24 protein-coding genes are annotated in these 16,452 nt (G+C 35.4%); 10 read left to right on the top strand and 14 right to left on the bottom strand.

What is annotated here, in order from left to right:
* Positions 1-50 precede the first annotated feature (50 nt).
* Positions 51-1,946 carry a polysaccharide biosynthesis protein gene (locus tag PRO_RS03395; RefSeq protein ID WP_011124831.1) on the top strand — a complete coding sequence of 632 codons (1,896 nt, stop codon included), beginning with the start codon at positions 51-53 and terminating at the stop codon, positions 1,944-1,946.
* A gap of 152 nt (positions 1,947-2,098) precedes the next feature.
* On the opposite strand, the gene PRO_RS03390 is transcribed toward PRO_RS03395, so the two are convergent.
* The 3 genes from PRO_RS03390 to PRO_RS03380 form a co-directional block, all read right to left on the bottom strand.
* Entirely contained in the window at positions 2,099-2,260 is a 162-nt protein-coding gene (locus PRO_RS03390) for a hypothetical protein (RefSeq protein WP_225866403.1), read from the bottom strand.
* A gap of 163 nt (positions 2,261-2,423) precedes the next feature.
* Positions 2,424-3,008: a hypothetical protein gene (locus PRO_RS03385; RefSeq protein WP_011124829.1), complete on the bottom strand. Its 585-nt coding sequence runs from the start codon at positions 3,006-3,008 to the stop codon at positions 2,424-2,426.
* A gap of 114 nt (positions 3,009-3,122) precedes the next feature.
* A complete protein-coding gene (locus tag PRO_RS03380; protein WP_193328863.1) occupies positions 3,123-4,313 on the bottom strand; it encodes a hypothetical protein in 1,191 nt (396 codons plus the stop codon).
* Positions 4,314-4,594: 281 nt separating this feature from the next.
* Between PRO_RS03380 and PRO_RS03375 the strand changes: the two genes are divergently transcribed.
* The 4 genes from PRO_RS03375 to PRO_RS03360 are packed head-to-tail and all read left to right on the top strand — an operon-like array spanning position 4,595 to position 8,371.
* Positions 4,595-5,647: an amino acid ABC transporter substrate-binding protein gene (locus tag PRO_RS03375; RefSeq protein WP_011124828.1), complete on the top strand. Its 1,053-nt coding sequence runs from the start codon at positions 4,595-4,597 to the stop codon at positions 5,645-5,647.
* Positions 5,648-5,678: 31 nt separating this feature from the next.
* Positions 5,679-6,578 carry an ABC transporter permease subunit gene (locus PRO_RS03370; protein WP_011124827.1) on the top strand — a complete coding sequence of 300 codons (900 nt, stop codon included), beginning with the start codon at positions 5,679-5,681 and terminating at the stop codon, positions 6,576-6,578.
* Positions 6,579-6,595: 17 nt separating this feature from the next.
* Positions 6,596-7,615, top strand: coding sequence for an amino acid ABC transporter permease (locus PRO_RS03365; RefSeq protein WP_011124826.1), 1,020 nt, complete (start codon positions 6,596-6,598; stop codon positions 7,613-7,615).
* 6 nt (positions 7,616-7,621) lie between these two features.
* Positions 7,622-8,371, top strand: a complete 750-nt coding sequence (locus PRO_RS03360) for an amino acid ABC transporter ATP-binding protein (RefSeq protein ID WP_011124825.1) — start codon at positions 7,622-7,624, stop codon at positions 8,369-8,371.
* A 119-nt stretch (positions 8,372-8,490) separates the two neighbouring features.
* Here PRO_RS03360 and PRO_RS03355 read toward each other — a convergent pair whose 3' ends face one another.
* Positions 8,491-9,129 (bottom strand): hypothetical protein, encoded by a 639-nt coding sequence (locus PRO_RS03355; protein ID WP_011124824.1) that lies wholly within the window; start codon positions 9,127-9,129, stop codon positions 8,491-8,493.
* A 328-nt stretch (positions 9,130-9,457) separates the two neighbouring features.
* Here PRO_RS03355 and PRO_RS03350 point away from each other — a divergent pair, with 328 nt between their 5' ends.
* Positions 9,458-9,646, top strand: coding sequence for a hypothetical protein (locus tag PRO_RS03350; RefSeq protein ID WP_011124823.1), 189 nt, complete (start codon positions 9,458-9,460; stop codon positions 9,644-9,646).
* Between the two features lie 30 nt (positions 9,647-9,676).
* On the opposite strand, the gene PRO_RS03345 is transcribed toward PRO_RS03350, so the two are convergent.
* Complete coding sequence (locus PRO_RS03345) at positions 9,677-9,868, bottom strand: hypothetical protein (RefSeq protein ID WP_164923219.1); 192 nt, start codon at positions 9,866-9,868, stop codon at positions 9,677-9,679.
* Positions 9,869-10,115: 247 nt separating this feature from the next.
* On the opposite strand from PRO_RS03345, the gene PRO_RS03340 reads away from it, so the two are divergent.
* Positions 10,116-10,487 (top strand): LapA family protein, encoded by a 372-nt coding sequence (locus PRO_RS03340; RefSeq protein WP_011124821.1) that lies wholly within the window; start codon positions 10,116-10,118, stop codon positions 10,485-10,487.
* Between the two features lie 292 nt (positions 10,488-10,779).
* Here the strand turns inward: PRO_RS03340 and PRO_RS03335 are convergent, their stop codons facing one another.
* The 5 genes from PRO_RS03335 to PRO_RS09560 all read right to left on the bottom strand — a co-directional run bounded on the left by PRO_RS03335 (position 10,780) and on the right by PRO_RS09560 (position 12,227).
* Complete coding sequence (locus PRO_RS03335) at positions 10,780-10,965, bottom strand: hypothetical protein (protein ID WP_036891815.1); 186 nt, start codon at positions 10,963-10,965, stop codon at positions 10,780-10,782.
* A 79-nt stretch (positions 10,966-11,044) separates the two neighbouring features.
* On the bottom strand, positions 11,045-11,191 hold the full coding sequence (locus PRO_RS09325) for a hypothetical protein (RefSeq protein ID WP_165438629.1): 147 nt from the start codon (positions 11,189-11,191) through the stop codon (positions 11,045-11,047).
* A gap of 187 nt (positions 11,192-11,378) precedes the next feature.
* Complete coding sequence (locus tag PRO_RS03330; protein ID WP_011124819.1) at positions 11,379-11,651, bottom strand: hypothetical protein; 273 nt, start codon at positions 11,649-11,651, stop codon at positions 11,379-11,381.
* An 80-nt stretch (positions 11,652-11,731) separates the two neighbouring features.
* A complete protein-coding gene (locus PRO_RS03325) occupies positions 11,732-12,127 on the bottom strand; it encodes a hypothetical protein (protein WP_011124818.1) in 396 nt (131 codons plus the stop codon).
* Between the two features lies 1 nt (position 12,128).
* The gene (locus tag PRO_RS09560; RefSeq protein ID WP_235619524.1) at positions 12,129-12,227 is read right to left on the bottom strand and encodes a chlorophyll a-b binding domain-containing protein; all 99 of its coding nucleotides are present in this window, start codon (positions 12,225-12,227) and stop codon (positions 12,129-12,131) included.
* A gap of 504 nt (positions 12,228-12,731) precedes the next feature.
* Between PRO_RS09560 and PRO_RS03320 the strand changes: the two genes are divergently transcribed.
* Complete coding sequence (locus PRO_RS03320; RefSeq protein WP_011124817.1) at positions 12,732-12,911, top strand: hypothetical protein; 180 nt, start codon at positions 12,732-12,734, stop codon at positions 12,909-12,911.
* A gap of 246 nt (positions 12,912-13,157) precedes the next feature.
* Complete coding sequence (locus tag PRO_RS09320; RefSeq protein WP_011124816.1) at positions 13,158-13,316, top strand: hypothetical protein; 159 nt, start codon at positions 13,158-13,160, stop codon at positions 13,314-13,316.
* Between the two features lie 41 nt (positions 13,317-13,357).
* On the opposite strand, the gene PRO_RS03315 is transcribed toward PRO_RS09320, so the two are convergent.
* The 3 genes from PRO_RS03315 to PRO_RS09315 all read right to left on the bottom strand — a co-directional run bounded on the left by PRO_RS03315 (position 13,358) and on the right by PRO_RS09315 (position 14,496).
* Positions 13,358-13,507 carry a hypothetical protein gene (locus tag PRO_RS03315; RefSeq protein WP_164923218.1) on the bottom strand — a complete coding sequence of 50 codons (150 nt, stop codon included), beginning with the start codon at positions 13,505-13,507 and terminating at the stop codon, positions 13,358-13,360.
* Positions 13,508-13,652: 145 nt separating this feature from the next.
* Positions 13,653-13,793, bottom strand: coding sequence for a hypothetical protein (locus PRO_RS03310; RefSeq protein ID WP_225866402.1), 141 nt, complete (start codon positions 13,791-13,793; stop codon positions 13,653-13,655).
* A gap of 565 nt (positions 13,794-14,358) precedes the next feature.
* Entirely contained in the window at positions 14,359-14,496 is a 138-nt protein-coding gene (locus PRO_RS09315) for a hypothetical protein (RefSeq protein ID WP_165438628.1), read from the bottom strand.
* 273 nt (positions 14,497-14,769) lie between these two features.
* On the opposite strand from PRO_RS09315, the gene PRO_RS03305 reads away from it, so the two are divergent.
* Entirely contained in the window at positions 14,770-15,834 is a 1,065-nt protein-coding gene (locus PRO_RS03305; RefSeq protein ID WP_011124814.1) for an NmrA/HSCARG family protein, read from the top strand.
* 98 nt (positions 15,835-15,932) lie between these two features.
* Here PRO_RS03305 and PRO_RS03300 read toward each other — a convergent pair whose 3' ends face one another.
* Positions 15,933-16,364: a hypothetical protein gene (locus tag PRO_RS03300; RefSeq protein ID WP_011124813.1), complete on the bottom strand. Its 432-nt coding sequence runs from the start codon at positions 16,362-16,364 to the stop codon at positions 15,933-15,935.
* Positions 16,365-16,452: the final 88 nt, after the last annotated feature.

Below are 16,452 nucleotides of genomic sequence, written 5' to 3'. Positions count from 1 at the left end.
TTGAATATACATATTTTGTTTATAAATGTCCGTAAGCGCTACCCACTAACATGAGAAGCCTCTTTAATCATTCTCCATCAGTATATAGACTAGGTCTTTTCCAAAGAAGGGCTTGCCTTTTTGCTATTGATATCTGTACTGTTTTTATAGCATACATTTCTGTTAATTTCTTACTCGTAATAGAAACTAAGGGATTCCCATGGATATTAATTAATAGCCTCTGTCTAGCACCTCCCATTTTTTATTTTACAGGTCAATATAAATCTCTTACTAAATACTTGGGTAGTAAGACAATATATATTCAGGCTACAAGAAATTTTCTACTAGTAGCTCTAACAGCTATAGCTAGTTATTTTTATGCAGATAATATACCTTCATTTAATTTCTGGGTTCTTTACTGGTTCTTCCTAACTGTTTTCATAGCAATAATAAGAGTTGCTCTTAGAGACTTGCTTCTTGAACTAAAGCTAAAGAGAAACCATAAATTACCTCATATTGCAATTTATGGTGCTGGTGAAGCTGGAGCACAATTAGCCGCATCAATAAGGCTGTCTAAAACATATCTCTTGAAATTTTTTATTGATGATGATTCAGAGTTATGGAATAGGGACCTCAATGGTACTCCCATAATTCCTCCTAGTTTAATAAAAAATTATATTACCTCTCTTGATAAAATATTTATAGCAATTCCCACGATAAGCTCTACAAGACAAAAAGAAATTCTAGGATTTCTTAAAAAGTACAATTTAGAAGTCTCTATAATTCCTACATTATCAGACATAACTTCAGGCAGAGCTAGGGTTGACCAACTTCGTCCAGTAGCAATTGAGGATTTATTAGGCAGAGAGATTGTCCCTCCAAATAAAGACATTTTAGGAGACGGTATTCAGCAATCTGTTGTTTGTGTAACTGGTGCAGGTGGTTCAATAGGATCTGAACTTTGCAGGCAAATTATCAAACTTAACCCATCAAAATTAATTTTATTCGATCATAGTGAATTAAATCTCTACAATATCAATCAGGAGCTTCTAAGTGACATTAATCAGAACCAAAATATATATACTGTTCTTGGTTCAGTGACAAATCTATCTTTAGTTAGGAAAGTATTCACAGAACATCAAGTAGATTTTGTTTTCCATGCAGCTGCTTATAAACATGTTCCATTAGTTGAGTCAAACCCTTTATCAGGATTAGTTAACAATGTTTTATCTACAAGAAATTTATGTAATTTATCTAGACAATGTGAAGTAAAAAAGTTTGTCCTTATTTCGACAGATAAAGCTGTAAGACCAACAAATGTCATGGGAGCAACAAAGCGTTTAGCCGAAATTGTTGTTCAAGCGAATGCAGAAGAAGCAGAATCATCATCCTATGAATCCAATTCAGGAAAAACTTGCTTTTCAATTGTTCGCTTTGGAAATGTTTTAGCTTCTTCTGGTTCAGTAGTACCGCTTTTTCAAAAACAAATTGCAGCAGGTGGTCCGATCACTATTACTCATCCAGATGTAATTAGATACTTTATGACTATCAGGGAAGCTGCATTATTAGTTTTACAAGCTTCTGTTCTTGCCGAAGGAGGTGACGTATTTCTCTTAGATATGGGCGAGCCTCAAAAAATAAGAGATTTGGCAGAACAATTGGTTAAACTTAGTGGTTTATCTATTAAGTCTGACATTAATCCAAAAGGTGATATAGAAATGGTATTCACAGGATTACGTCCCGGCGAAAAGCTATTTGAAGAACTTCTTATAGACGCCTCATCAGAGCCTACTAAACACCCACTGATTTATCGTGCTATCGAAAGATTTATTCCTTCAAAAGAATTATGGCCTCAACTTGATTCTTTAGAAGTTGAATTAAATTCACAAAATGAAGCTAAATCTATTGAAAGGCTTATTAAACTTGTTCCTGAATTTCAATTTAAACCTAAAGGAAAGTCCAATTAGGAGTGAGAAATTGAATTATTAATAAGCAAATTTTAATAGCTTATTAACCAGTGATATCTCTATTGATTAGATATATATATTGAATTATCTTTAAATATTTGACATAACAAAATAATCCAATTCAATATGAATATTATAAACTCACAAAATAACTATTTGTTGCTTGTTTCCATTCTTATCCACTCTCTATACCACTGACGATCGTCAAGCCATCTTATAACAGGCCAATTAATGAGTATGGCTGCCATCAAAATCAAATAAGGTGAAAATGTTGCAGAGCTAACGGCAAAGAGAGCAGTTGGAACTACCGTCATAATGACCGAAGTAAGCAAGGCTCTTCTTGAAGACATTTTTTTTCTCATCTCTAAATTATATATGTTTTATTACAAGTTTATTATTTTAAATAATTTTGATATCACTTCGAGTTTCCAAATCAAATTTTATCTTTCATTTATATCTTATTTTATGCAAGTAGAATTAATGGTAATTTGATTGAAATAAGTCGGTAGCTGTAATAAGTTTTCTTTTATTAACAGCCTTTTGAGAGTTAGTATTTTCTTTAACATTGCTACTATCGTTAGCAAGATCAACTTTATTCAAGGTCCTACTAGCATTTGCAGTTGATGATTCATTGGTTCTATCACTAATATCAGGAGCAACATCAACTTTAGTCAAAGTCCTACTAGCATTTGCAGTTGATGATTCATTGGTTCTATCACTAATATCAGGAACAACATCAACTTTTTTCTGAATTTGAATGGGTTTAGACTCTAATTCAAAGATTCCACTAATAAATTGGAACCTACCATGAGATAAAGCCAAAGGGGTGAATGCCAAAAATGTCGAAATAACTATGACAAGGAAAAGAATCGAAGATAATTGAACTATTGGTTGCCAAAAGAAAGATACTTTTGCTAGTTGGTCTAATTGACTTGAAGATTGCCCCTTTTTAGAACCAAGCTGCAAGTAAATATCATCTGTAATCCAGCCTTTGTTTGCAGAACGATAAGGCGATTCCGACTGTGCAAAGTCTACAATCTCTTGAATTCTCTCTCTAAGCACTTAGTTATAATTGCAGATAGAACACCATTGAAGCATCCAAAAAGCCTTTCTAAATCTAGATGTATAAAAATAATACTTCAGACAAACTAAGAGCTTGAAGAAAGTTCAACTAAATCAACTTACAAAGAAAGCCAACGCTGTCATCAAGATTGTAGAAGCAACAACCCCAAGAGTAACCAGTCCAAGGACTTTACCTGTATCGACATAAATAGAAATCTTCAAGAACTCATTTCGTTGATCTCTCTTTTTTTCAGAAACTGTCTTGAGTTTGCTTGTTGCCAAGACCTGATTTAAGGCTGTCTTTCTTTCAGCTGCTGCTTTTTTATCTGCGGCGGCCTTCCTTTCTGCTGCTGCCTTTTTATCTGCAGCGGCTGTTCTTTCAGCTGCTGCTTTTTTATCTGCGGCGGCCTTCCTTTCTGCTGCTGCCTTTTTATCTGCAGCGGCTGTTCTTTCAGCTGCTGCCTTTTTATCTGCGGCGGCCTTCCTTTCAGCTGCTTTTTTATCTGCGGCGGCCTTCCTTTCAGCTGCTTTTTTATCTGCGGCGGCCTTCCTTTCAGCGGCTGCTTTTTTATCTGCGGCGGCCTTCCTTTCTGCTGCTGCCTTTTTATCTGCAGCGGCTGTTCTTTCAGCTGCTGCTTTTTTATCTGCGGCGGCCTTCCTTTCAGCTGCTTTTTTATCTGCGGCGGCCTTCCTTTCAGCGGCTGCTTTTTTATCTGCGGCGGCCTTCCTTTCAGCTGCTTTTTTATCTGCAGCGGCCTTCCTTTCAGCGGCTGCTTTTTTATCTGCGGCGGCCTTCCTTTCAGCTGCTTTTTTATCTGCAGCGGCCTTCCTTTCAGCGGCTGCTTTTTTATCTGCAGCGGCCTTCCTTTCAGCGGCTGCTTTTTTATCTGCAGCAGCCTTCCTTTCAGCTGCTGCTTTTTTATCTGCAGCAGCCTTCCTTTCTGCTGCTGCTTTTTTATCTGCAGCGGCCTTCCTTTCAGCGGCTGCTTTTTTATCTGCAGCAGCCTTCCTTTCAGCTGCTGCTTTTTTATCTGCAGCGGCCTTCCTTTCAGCTGCTTTTTTATCTGCAGCGGCCTTCCTTTCAGCGGCTGCTTTTTTATCTGCAGCGGCCTTCCTTTCAGCGGCTGCTTTTTTATCTGCAGCGGCCTTCCTTTCAGCTGCTGCTTTTTTATCTGCAGCGGCCTTCCTTTCTGCTGCTGCTTTTTTATCTGCAGCGGCCTTCCTTTCAGCGGCTGCTTTTTTATCTGCAGCGGCCTTCCTTTCAGCTGCTGCTTTTTTATCTGCAGCGGGATTCCTTTCAGCCACTTGTTTATCCAAAAGTTTTTAATTATTCAAGCACTCTTACCCTTTATCAAACTGACTCTGCCTTAAAAATCCATCATTTGCAGTTTATCAAAAAGTCATTGATTCAATAAATACGCTACAGCCTCCTCTTAAAATTAGTTGCCCCAGAAGTTTCCGTTGATTAACGCTTATAGGTTTTAAGAAGTAATTATCACAACTAATGATGAAGGAGAAAGTAAAGCCTTTGGGTTAGTTCTTTCGCTAAATAGAATTTCTGTTAAAGATTATTGAAGAAGCAATCAATGAAAATCAAAAGATTTTTTTCAGGGATGATGACTCTTTCCATCCTATTGACTGGATGTGCAAGCACTGGTGAAAGGAATGCGTCTAGGCTTCAATTAATCAAAAAGCGAAATTCACTAATATGTGGAGTAAGCGGAAAAATTCCTGGATTCAGTTTTCTTGAGACCGATGGCACATATCAAGGATTGGATATAGACATTTGCAAAGCATTTGCTGCAGCTTTTATTGGAGATTCAAAAAGAGTTCAATACAGGCCTTTAACAGCAGCAGAAAGGTTCACAGCAGTAAGAACTGGGGAGATAGATTTGCTATCAAGAAACACTACTTTCAATCTCAGTAGAGATTCCATAGGAGGGAATGGACTTACTTTTGCCCCTGTCATCTTTCATGATGGGCAAGGGTTGATGGTTAAAAGAAATAGCAGAATCAATACCATAGAAAGCCTTGCAAACAAATCAATTTGTGTTGGATCAGGAACCACAACAGAGCAAAATATCAATGATGCATTTGAAGCAATATCACTTCCTTATACTCCAATTAAATACCAAGACTTAAATCAGGTGGTCGCTGGATATTTACAAGGTAGATGCTCAGCAATGACATCAGATCGATCTCAATTAGCTGCTGCTAGATCTGGATTCCCAAAGCCCGAAGATCACATTATTCTTAATGACATTTTAAGCAAAGAACCACTCGCACCTGCCTCCTCAGGAGGCGATCAAAAATTAAGTGATGCTATGCGATGGGTAATTTTCTCCCTTATCTCTGCTGAAGAACAAGGCATAACAAAAGGTAATATCAAAGAGAAGCTCCAAATTGCACAAAATAATCCTCAAATGAAATCCTTAAGAAGATTTCTTGGTGTTGAAGGAGATCTAGGAGAAAAGATTGGCCTCGCTAATGACTTTGTTGTTAAAGTAATAAGTTCAACTGGTAATTATGGAGAAATTTATAATAGGCATCTGGGTATAAATAGTGAGGTACCTATTCCTAGAGGATTAAACAAACTATACAACAAGGGAGGAGTGCAGATAGCTCCCCCCTTTAACTGAATATGTAGTCAATTATTATACATTGAAAAGAATGAAGATATCAAAATCTAACTGGTTACAAATAGGATTACTTTTATTAGTAATCGGTTTATTGAGTATATTAATTAATAATATTATAGTCAATCTATATAATACAGGGCTTGGATTTAACTACAGCTGGCTACTTCGACCTGCGAGTTTTGCTCTAGCCGAGCATTCTTTACCTTTCTCTCCTTCAGATAGTTACGCTTGGGCTTTATTTATAGGCTGGCTAAATAGCTTAAAAGTAATTTTTGCTTCACTATTTATTGCCACATTTATAGGCTTCTTCGTCGGCATAGCTCGCATAGGTACAAACATACTTCTTAATCTAATATCAACTGGATATATCACTATAATTCGGCAAACTCCGCTTTTACTACAACTGATGTTTTGGTATTTTGTTGGATTTTTAGGTCTCAAAGATAAAGCAATTGCTCCATTAAGAGGTATATTAAGTATATCTAATCAGGGGATAAATCTATTAGGAATAAATTTATCTGCTGAATTCTCAGCATTATTACTTGGATTAAGTGTCTTTACAGGTGCATATATTGCAGAAGTTGTACGTGGCGGCATTAACTCAGTTCCAAGGGGACAATGGGAAGCATTTAAAAGCCTTGGCCTTTCTGATATTCATGGTCTCTACAAAATAATAATTCCACAAGCCCTTCCTGCGATCATACCAGGACTAACAAGTCAATATTTGAATTTAGCTAAAAATAGCACCTTAGCTATAGCTATTGGTTATGCAGATATATACGCAGTCAATGATACTATCATTAACCAGACAGGAAGAGCTATTGAGTGTTTTATTCTCTTACTCTTAAGCTTCCTATTCTTAAACATTATAATTAGCAGCTTAATGGAAATGGTCAACAAGTTAATACTTAGCACTCGAATTAATTATTAAAATTAAGAGATATTATTATGAGATTAGATCGTGAAATTGCCATTAGATTAAAGCAACTAAGATTTTCTAGTATATCTAATTTAATAATAAGCCTAATAATTACAATTATAATTCTTTCCATTATAATCTCAACAGCAAAATGGGTATTATTTGTTGCTGATTGGGGAGTAGTAAATCTAAACCTTCCTTTATATCTTTTTGGCAGTTATCCACTAACGCAGCGATGGCGACCTGCTCTATGGATAGTGCTGATTATCATTTTAACGGCTCTTACGCTTTGTGAATCTAAATGGAGATGGATTGGGAAATCACTTCCCTTTGCTTGGATCTCCATTACTCCTATAGGTATTTACCTTCTTGCTGGAGGGCTAGGACTTCTCCCAATTGCAAGTAGATATTGGGGTGGATTAACACTAACAATTTTATTAACAGCGTCTAGCGCATTATTTTCTTTACCTTTAGGAGTAGCTTTAGCACTGGGCAGACAAAGTAAATTATCAATAATTAAAAAAATTAGTTCGATATATATTGATGCAATGAGATCTGTTCCTCTTATCTCAGTACTTTTCTTTGGACAACTACTTATACCTTTATTCCTTCCTGTAGGAATAGAAATAAGTCGAGTATGGAGAGCTGCAATTGCTTTTACTTTATTTGTCTCAGCATATATAGCCGAAGATATACGTGGAGGATTGCAGGCAATCCCAAATACTCAAATAGAAGCCGGGAAAGCAATTGGACTTAATAATATTCAAATCACTCAATTCATTGTTTTACCACAAGCACTAAGAATTGCTTTGCCAGCTCTAACTAATCAGGCTATTGGCCTACTTCAAAACACTTCTTTAATGGCTATTTTAGGATTAGTAGAATTGCTGGGAATTGGCCGAAGTCTTCTTGCAAATCCAGAATTCATTGGCCGTTACATAGAAGTTTATGTTTGGCTCGCAGCAATCTACTGGCTTGTTTGCATGATAATGGCCCTTCTGGCAAGAAATCTTGAGCAAAAACTGTCCATTAATAGACGAAATCTCTAACAATTCATGAGCCCTATAATTACAGCCAAAAAACTCATCAAATCCTATACAACGGGCATACGAGCTCTTGACAATGTTTCCATTGAAATTGAGCAAGGTAAGGTACTTGTAGTGATGGGTCCTTCAGGGTCAGGCAAAAGCACACTTATTCGCACATTTAATGGCCTTGAAACATTTGACTCTGGTGAGTTAAATGTCTTGGGAATTCAATTGAGTGCAAGAAATAATGACGAGCACAACATTCGTAGAATAAGAAAAAGAGTTGGGATGGTTTTTCAACAATTTAATTTATTTCCACACCTATCTATTTTAGAAAATATAACCCTTGCTCCGATCAAAGTACAAAAACGTCGAAAGATAGAAGCTGAAGCACATGCAATTAACCTACTTTCCCAAATGGGCATAGCTTCACATGCTAAGAAATACCCCAGCCAACTTAGTGGGGGGGAGCAGCAAAGAGTAGCAATAGCAAGGGCCCTAGCTATGAACCCAGAATTACTTTTGTTTGATGAGCCAACCAGTGCATTAGATCCAGAGCGAGTCAACGAAGTTTTAGATGCAATGAAAATCTTGGCAAAGCGAGGAATGACAATGGTTGTAGTAACTCATGAAATCAACTTTGCAAAAGAAGTAGGCGATAAAGTTTTATTTATGGACTCAGGCAAAGTAGTAGAAACATCTTCACCTGAGATTTTCTTTGCAAATGCACAACATAAGAGGAGTAGACAATTCTTAAATCAAATTAAAAAGTCATAGTTATGTCTTGATGCGTAAGCGATTTCTTCCACTTGGGTTCTAATCCTAGAATGCAAACTCGTGGTTCAGCAATAAATAGTTCTCGAATACAAGATCTGATCTTCAACAAAAACGGTTTATTATTTAGACGCATCATCTTTCGTCCAAAGGGCCAAGCCTCCTCCTCTTCCTCTTGCAGAAAGCCATTCCCCATGGTCTCCCATACCAATAAGAGCAAAAAAGGGGCTATCTTTTTCATTAGGAATTTCAAGTGCTCGACTAAACAAAATGATTTCGCCTAATTTAAGTTCAATTCGTTCAAAAAAGAATGGCAAAAGAGGTTGAGAACCTTTTAACCAGCCAGAGCCGATAAATCTGATTGACAACTTTCCAAACTGGATAGAATTAGAAAGATCAAATTTCAAAAGGTCTTCATTTACTTGCTGTTTTTTTAGTTCTAAGCTTGCAGAAAAAAGTCGAAGCAATGAGCTAGACATCTTGTCTTCATTATCAGTTCCTTTTTTCCAAACAGATACAAATTTCCAGAGACCAATTAAAGAGTCAAGTTCTATTCCACTTCCTTTCTGTCTAGACAACTTTTCAAGCTCTAATAGTTTGTCTAAGCTTGGAAATTTTGTAAATCTTTGATCAATTTTTTTGTTGCCATTGAGATTTAAAACTAGAGAAGTTTGATCTTTCTGAAATTGAAGTATTAATATCCAAGCAAGTCCTATAAGGACCAGAGCACAATCGATAAGGAGAAATTTAGTAAAATTCATTTTTGCTTTGTTATTAAAAAAATTAATACCACCTTAATTATTATTAAAATAGTTAAAGGAATAGAGAGTTTAATAAGTCTATTCTTCAAATATTTCTTTCTTGATCAATATTAATTGATTTTCATAACTAAGGTTTCACTTGTTTATTCTTAATAAAAGTCAATTTTTGTTCTATATCAAATCAAATCCAAACAATCTGAAAAAGTCATTCAAATGACTGGGTAGTACGGCACAGCGATGTTAAGAGCACAAGGAAAGATACTTATAACGAATTAAGGCAGGACTTACTTAATGCGATATTGTTTGTTTAGTTGATGAAATTAATTAGATGGCACTCAAAGATAAGCTTTTAACAAAAGTTTTCAGCAGTGAAGGCACAGAAAAAAGCAAAGAGGCTGTAAAACCAATGAAGCCAGAAAATATCTTGCCGATTTTTCAAATAGCATTGGCTTTTCTAATTGCGGGAATATGTATAACCCCTATAGCTATTAATGTAATCAACCAAGGAGGGCTTTAATTGGATTTATGATAGGTCTAAATAATTCCTTTAAAACCCTTTAGGGCCTTCTTTTTTAGATGGAGACTCATACTTCTTCACCCGTGATTTGATTTGTGTTACTAACGCAATACTTAATCCAATTAAAAGGACCGCAAGAAAAATCAACATTGACCAAACAACTAATGAAGTAGTCCTAGAGGCATCAGCTAACTCAAGAGCCTTGAAAAAAGAAGCGTCCATCAATTTGAAGCTCTTGACCATTTTTATTACAATATCCACTCCTAAGCTACTTTATAAAAAGCTGGGCAGGAAGTAATAGCTTAAGCGCATGTCTTAGTAGAAGATGCAAACGTAAACACAGGTGAAAACACCGATGGCAAAATTCACTTCATCAATTAGAAAGCATTTGTAGTCCAAGGACAAACAATTAAATTGTCCTCATTTACATAGGTCCTACTGACCACCTTTTATTAATTCTATTGTTTCAATGCAACAAACAACTCTTAAAGTATTCAACTTTGCTTTGATATTTGCACTTGCCCTTTTAACAGCTTATTTCACTCTGGAAAATACTGCTTCAACGACTATAAATATCATTCCAGGTTTATCAGTTTCTTTCCCTATTGCATCCCTAGTGATTATTTCAGCTGGAGTTGGAGCTTGTATTGCATGGTTTTTTGATAGTTGGAGTAATAAATTAAGAGGTGATGAAATTAAGGAATTGGAAGATACTAAGAAATACATGAAGGAATTGGAGATGAAATTTCAAAGTTTAAAAGAACAGCAGCAGAAGAATATTGCCCCAGTAATGAGTCTATCTGAAGAGAATAGCTCCGCTAATGATAAAGAAGTTGCTTGATTTTAGGCGAAGTTTATTTTTTATCAATTGCTATTATAAATTAAAATGATTTTATGTATTTCAAATTATATTACTAACCAAAAAATATGTCTATAGAGTAAAGTCTTCCTAACTAACTCTAAAGCTGAGTAATATTTGCTCTACACATTATTTTGGAATCATCGTTGTAAAAATCTAAGTTATTCTGCACGTATGGATTTAATTAATATAAATACTGATTAGAGTTTTATTTCTGGTCAAACTTTTATAGATAGTTAATAATATTCCAGAAGAGTTAACCCTCTATTCTTATTTAACCAACTCCAGGAATAGAGAAAGGAAGCTTATTTTGAAATGCAATTAAGTATTTCTGAAAAGCGGGGATTCGTAATAAAGCCAAAGGAACAGCAATATGAATTCCCAGCCAAATAGCACCAAGGGTTACGCCCCATTTCCCACTTTTTTGAAGTAAATTCTTTTGCATGCTTGATTTCTTCATTTTATCCAAAGAAGCATTTTGTTTACTTTACAGCTCTTTTTGTTCTCTTTAATTATCTGCATAACTTGTTTCAGGGTTTTTACAAATCTGAGGGCTCATTTTTGGCTTCAAGTTTTCTAACTTTTTCTTGCAACGCAATCATTTCCTTTTCAGCCTGGTTAATTAAATCTAATGACCATTGCCAATTCCTATTAATGCAATGCTTTTTAGCAGCCTCCCAATCCATTTAGAAACCCCAATTCATTTACTCTTTAAAGCCTAGTAAATTTTCCAACAGAAGAAATAGGTGTTGCTTTAGAAAAGTCTATGAGTGAAATATTGAATTCTTCATATCGCATGGAACGCTTATATGAACCGCTACATCTGAAACTTAATCTGGTTTACGAACTCTAGTATTTTCTATCTTTTAAGTTCTATCTCATAACTTCATAGGAATCTAAGCCTGCGACAAATGGAAAAACTTGATCATCCCCTAGGTCTGGTACTCGTTCCATTTTTCTTTGATCAAGGGATTTTTCATTATTTTGTTGATCCCCAGTTTGTTCAATGACAATTTTAAGAGGGTTGTCTCCGTTGGCCTCTGAAGAAAGAGCTTCAACTTTAGTCAATCCTGAAAATAAGATCGAAGAGATAACAAAAACAGCTAAAAAAGTCACTGATACAGCTTTAAATATTTTTTCTAGCATCTGAATCTTTGCAGTAATGCTTTATTTAAGCAGCTTTAGTAGCAACATGCCTTTTTGCGTATAACTTTTCTAACGAATGATTATTGACTTCGTCCCTTTATTAGATCTTCAATATTAGGCCAAGCATCGAGCAATTCTTTAAGAGCTTTCCTGTTTGGAGTATAAAGAATACAGGAAAAAGCACTAATTACATACCAGAAAAACCACCACCGGCTTGCAGTATAAACAGAAGAGAATGAAAATAGAAAACTTCCTAAGAAAAGAAAAAATAAGGATCGATTAACTATTTCTAAAGGGGATTTTCTTAATCTCTTAAAAGGTGATTTTGGAGCTTTTTTCCTTTTCGCTTCCTCCATCTCTTCTTTAATAATCCTCTCCGATTCCTCCTCCAAAGTGCCAATCGATTTCTCTAAATCAGCTATTTGCTCATCTGTAAAATCCTCAAATGGCTCAGAAACTTTTTTAATAGATGCCATCTCAAATAAGACTTTTCGCGATAACTAATACAGACATGAGGACCATAGCTGCGCGACCATGAATAATCTCTGATCTAGACATACGAGCGAAGGTGGACATAAATGACCTTGCAGCTTAATTCTGTTATATCGAAAGCAGTGGTTAATGCCAAGACTAATGCGATTGATCATCTAATGATTTTGATCAGAAGATCTTTAGCTGTTTAGGAATAGCCTGCTTTTATAAGAAAGGATGAAGAATATTAAATGTATTATTGATAGCTGACTTTTTGGCCATTGTTCTTCCAAGCACTACTACCTTAGATTAAATCAAACTAGATTTAATCAGGTAAAGATTCCCCTAGAGGCTCATTCTTAGAAATACCTTCATTGATTGGAAAAGCTTCAGCAAGTAACAAGTCTTTGGATCCCCTTTGAATGTTTTTTTATTTAATCTTTTAACAAGTTTGCGAATCGCTTAAAATCACTAATTGCATCAAATCCTAGCTCCTGAGTCAATGAATGGTGGCATCTTTAATAAGCAAACTAGATCTTTTTTGGTAGTTCTATTAATTTCTACAAGTACTGCACTGTCAATCTCACCTTTAAAAACCATCCGCAACTAATGGAAAATCTACCTCCAGGGACTATTCCCTTAGCTGTATTTGGATTAATTTTTTTCCTACTTCAAGCTTATTGGATTTCTCAAACCATAAAAGGACTTAGAAGAGAAGGCCTTTTCAAAATCAATCGTGATCCCCTTAAAGACACTAAAGAAAAGCTAGAAAAACTTCTTAAGAAATAGAGCCCCTAGATTATTTCTTCTATTCCCTAAGGATAAGTTGCACTATCAACAAAACGAAATATATACAAATGATTGTTTCACAAGATCTCTAATGGAATATATCTATGCAGTAGCTAGGTGTATTTGATTTAAATGACTGCACTTTATTGTATTTGATCTTAGAAAAATAAATGTCATTACTTCATCCTTACAAGGATAATTAAGATCTGAAGTAGATTAAGCTTTCACTAATGGAGGCTAACAGATATGCAAAGCCTCTTCTTAATTGTGATGCTCTTAGGGACTGAAGCAGCAATAGAAGGACTTGAAGCTTTTAAGCTAATAGCCTTGATTGGTCTAGCAGCAGTTACAGGCCCTTTAGTAATTGGCGGCTTGTTTTTTCTTCTCAAGAAAGAAGAAAGATGAACAACTAGTAAAAGCTTTCAAAGCACTGCGACAAAGCTACCTCAGTCTTCTTGTGATTTAGCAAGCATTTCTGTAATCAATTTTGAGGCATAGAGATCCAATTCAATTGAATCTTCTTTCCTTAAATCGCAAATAGGGTCTTTTTCTACAAAGCAATCATCAATAAAAGCATCGAAAGCTGGTGAAGCCATTGAAGCAAAAGCAATTACTTAAAATATGCAATAAAGAAAAAACCAATCAAGTCCGTCTTAACACCTAAATCAGTCTAAAGAGTTCTCAGGTCATAATCTGGGTTTATTGAGTATGGGCATTCCAGAGGTTGTTCAAAAACAAAAGTTAGACAACTCCTATCTTCATTGCACCTTTCACCTTTTTAACAATTGCATCATCTATATCATTATCTGTTTGAAGGGCTAGCCATTCCAAAGCAGCAACTATCCAAGCCTTCATTTGCTTCTTGAAAAACTTTTTAATCATTAGGAAAAGTATTGGTTTGAAAAGTAGAAAAAGAATCCCTGTCATTCTTGAATTTTCATTAGTAATAGAATAAGCAATAACAAAAAACCGACTATTTAAGATCAGCGGTTAACCACCCAAAATAAAAAAATCTAGAAAAGAAATGACATAAAATTTTAGGAAAGGTAAAACAGGTGTTTTTACTCTTGATATTTAACCTTTTTAAAGGCTAGTAATAAAAAAGGAGTCCAAGCTCATTGCAGGAAACAATAAGAGCTGGACTCAAGGGGGGCATCGAAATACGCCCCCCTTCTTCACGCAAAAGCTTTTCAAAGATCAGTTAATTTAAAAGTATTTGACTAGAAGTCATATATAGAGACTTAACTGCATTTAAAAGGGCAGAGTCCATTTCTAATAAAGAAGTTTTGCATAAAAAAAGCAAACTACTTTGAGTAGTTTGCAATAGAGTTATTAGATTTTGTCCTCAATAGATTGTTAGGCATCTATTGAGGACAAATAGTTCTAGAAGCTGATCTAATGGACTTTCTAGAAAATCGACTCAAATCTGCTTATTTAGTTGACAGGTCTATCCAAATAGAGCTGAAACCACAGCTCCAACTGCAACTACCAATCCGCCCCACTTGATTACTGGCTGATCCTTGTCATAAGTAGATGAAACAAGAATTGCTGCTAGGAGAATTTCTGCAATGTTGTCATTAATCATGTGAATTAATCCAAAAGGTATTAGATATTACTGTTTACAATTAGCAGGAGTTTCATTACTAGTCCATTAAATATTAAGAATGCAACTATTTATCTATTGCACTTTCAATTTTTAATGGCCTTGAGGCGTTTTTTTACAGAGATGAGGTTTTAAAAACATAAATCGATTTTTGAAAGCACTGAGATCTTCTATCGAATTAATTCAAAACCACCGCCCACGAATTCAAAATTCATGCGTTACATTTCTTCATGTATAGCTTGATGTTTCTTTGCAATGGATTGCCGTTTCCATTCCGATGCTCTTTATAAAATTCAATCTCCTCCCAAAAACACCTTTGAAGAACAAAGAACAAAGCCTGTTATAGCAGTAACAATGGCTACTAGCCGACAAGGGGTTTCTGTCGTAAATCATTTGTCCAAGAGTAATTTATTTAGCATTCGTGCCATTACACGTGATCCTTTAAGCCAAGGTTCAAAGCAATTGGCCAAGCTGCCAAATGTTCAGGTCTTGGAAGGAGACCTATTAGAACCGCAAAGTTTAGAGAAATGCTTTGCAGGAGTTTATGGGGTATTTGGCAATACAACTCCTACCAAAGGCTGGGCATTAGGCCGTGGGAGCATAGTTCGAGAATATGAACTACAGCAAGGAAGAAATTTGGTAGATGTTTTAAAAAGAACTATAGAAGAAGGAAGTTTAAAACACTTTGTTTTCAGTTCAGTTTGCAAAGCAAAAGATCCACTAAAGAGTGATCCTGCTCCAAGTCATTTCTCGAACAAATGGAGTATTGAGGAATATATATTCGTTAATGGATTAAAAGAATTCTCGACAATTCTGAGGCCTGTGAGTTATTTCGAAAATTTCGATAGCGATCTTCCTAGCGTAAAAATTTCTGAAAAAAGTTTTCCTGGAGTTGTTAAAGGAGACAAGGTTTGGCAAACAATTGCAGTAGATGATATTGGGCTTTGGGCAAATGCAATTTTTAAAAAGCCAAGGAAATTTTTAGGTCAAGCTCTGAATCTCGCTGGCGCAGAATTGACTGGAAATGAAATGGCAGAAGCTTGGCAAAAAGTACAAGGGTACGATTCTCAATCGGTGCGCTACTCCATGGTCCCTCGCACACTTATGAATTTCATCGAACATGACATTGCTCAAATGGCTTCCTGGATCGAACGAGCTGGATATGGGGCAAACCTCCAAGAACTTCACGAGCTTGCTGATGAGCTAGGTATAACTATGACTTCGTTTACAAGCTGGCTTAATAAAAAAGCTATCCTAAGAAATTCATTAAGAAACTCTCATTATATTGATTTGCATAAGATATTAGGCATGGCAAACTAATGATTCAAATGGTAAATATAATTGGTTTTATATTTTTAGAAAACAACTTTTACAATAGTTAAATAGCAAAAAAATATATTGTTAATGGTATATTTATATTATTCCAATACATCAATGATACCTTCTGTTATATACCTTGCCATTGGCATTACATGTTTTTCAACCTCCCCAATAGATTTATTCCATTTTAAAGATAATCTTTCTGAAAATTTATTATCCTTTAAATAGTTAATCATTGTATTTGCAAGGTGAACTGGTAAATCACAGTTATTGTTATTTGCCAGTACGTCCCACTCTTCCTTAGTTAACTGGCCAATAAATTGTAAGTTACTGGAATTTGTGTATTTGAATAATTCCTCGACACCTAGATACAAGAAATTTTGCCCTAACTCATGTAAAAAACTTTCTGCATTCTCCCCTTCTTTATACTCTCTTAAAATTGAATTCAGCGATTCATTTTTGCTTTTATCTCCTTGTTTGATTGCGTTGAGGAGTTTATATACCTCACTGAACTCTAGGGGAGTTGTCATATCTCTATGGCTGAAAGATAACAGATAATCTAAATCCTGTTTCCCTAAGTAGCAATAAAAGTAAAGTTAGTTGGTTAAAATCTAAAAG

The organism is Prochlorococcus marinus subsp. marinus str. CCMP1375 (assembly GCF_000007925.1).
In the GTDB taxonomy this organism is placed as follows: domain Bacteria; phylum Cyanobacteriota; class Cyanobacteriia; order PCC-6307; family Cyanobiaceae; genus Prochlorococcus_E; species Prochlorococcus_E marinus.
This window is presented reverse-complemented; position numbering and strand designations above follow the sequence as displayed.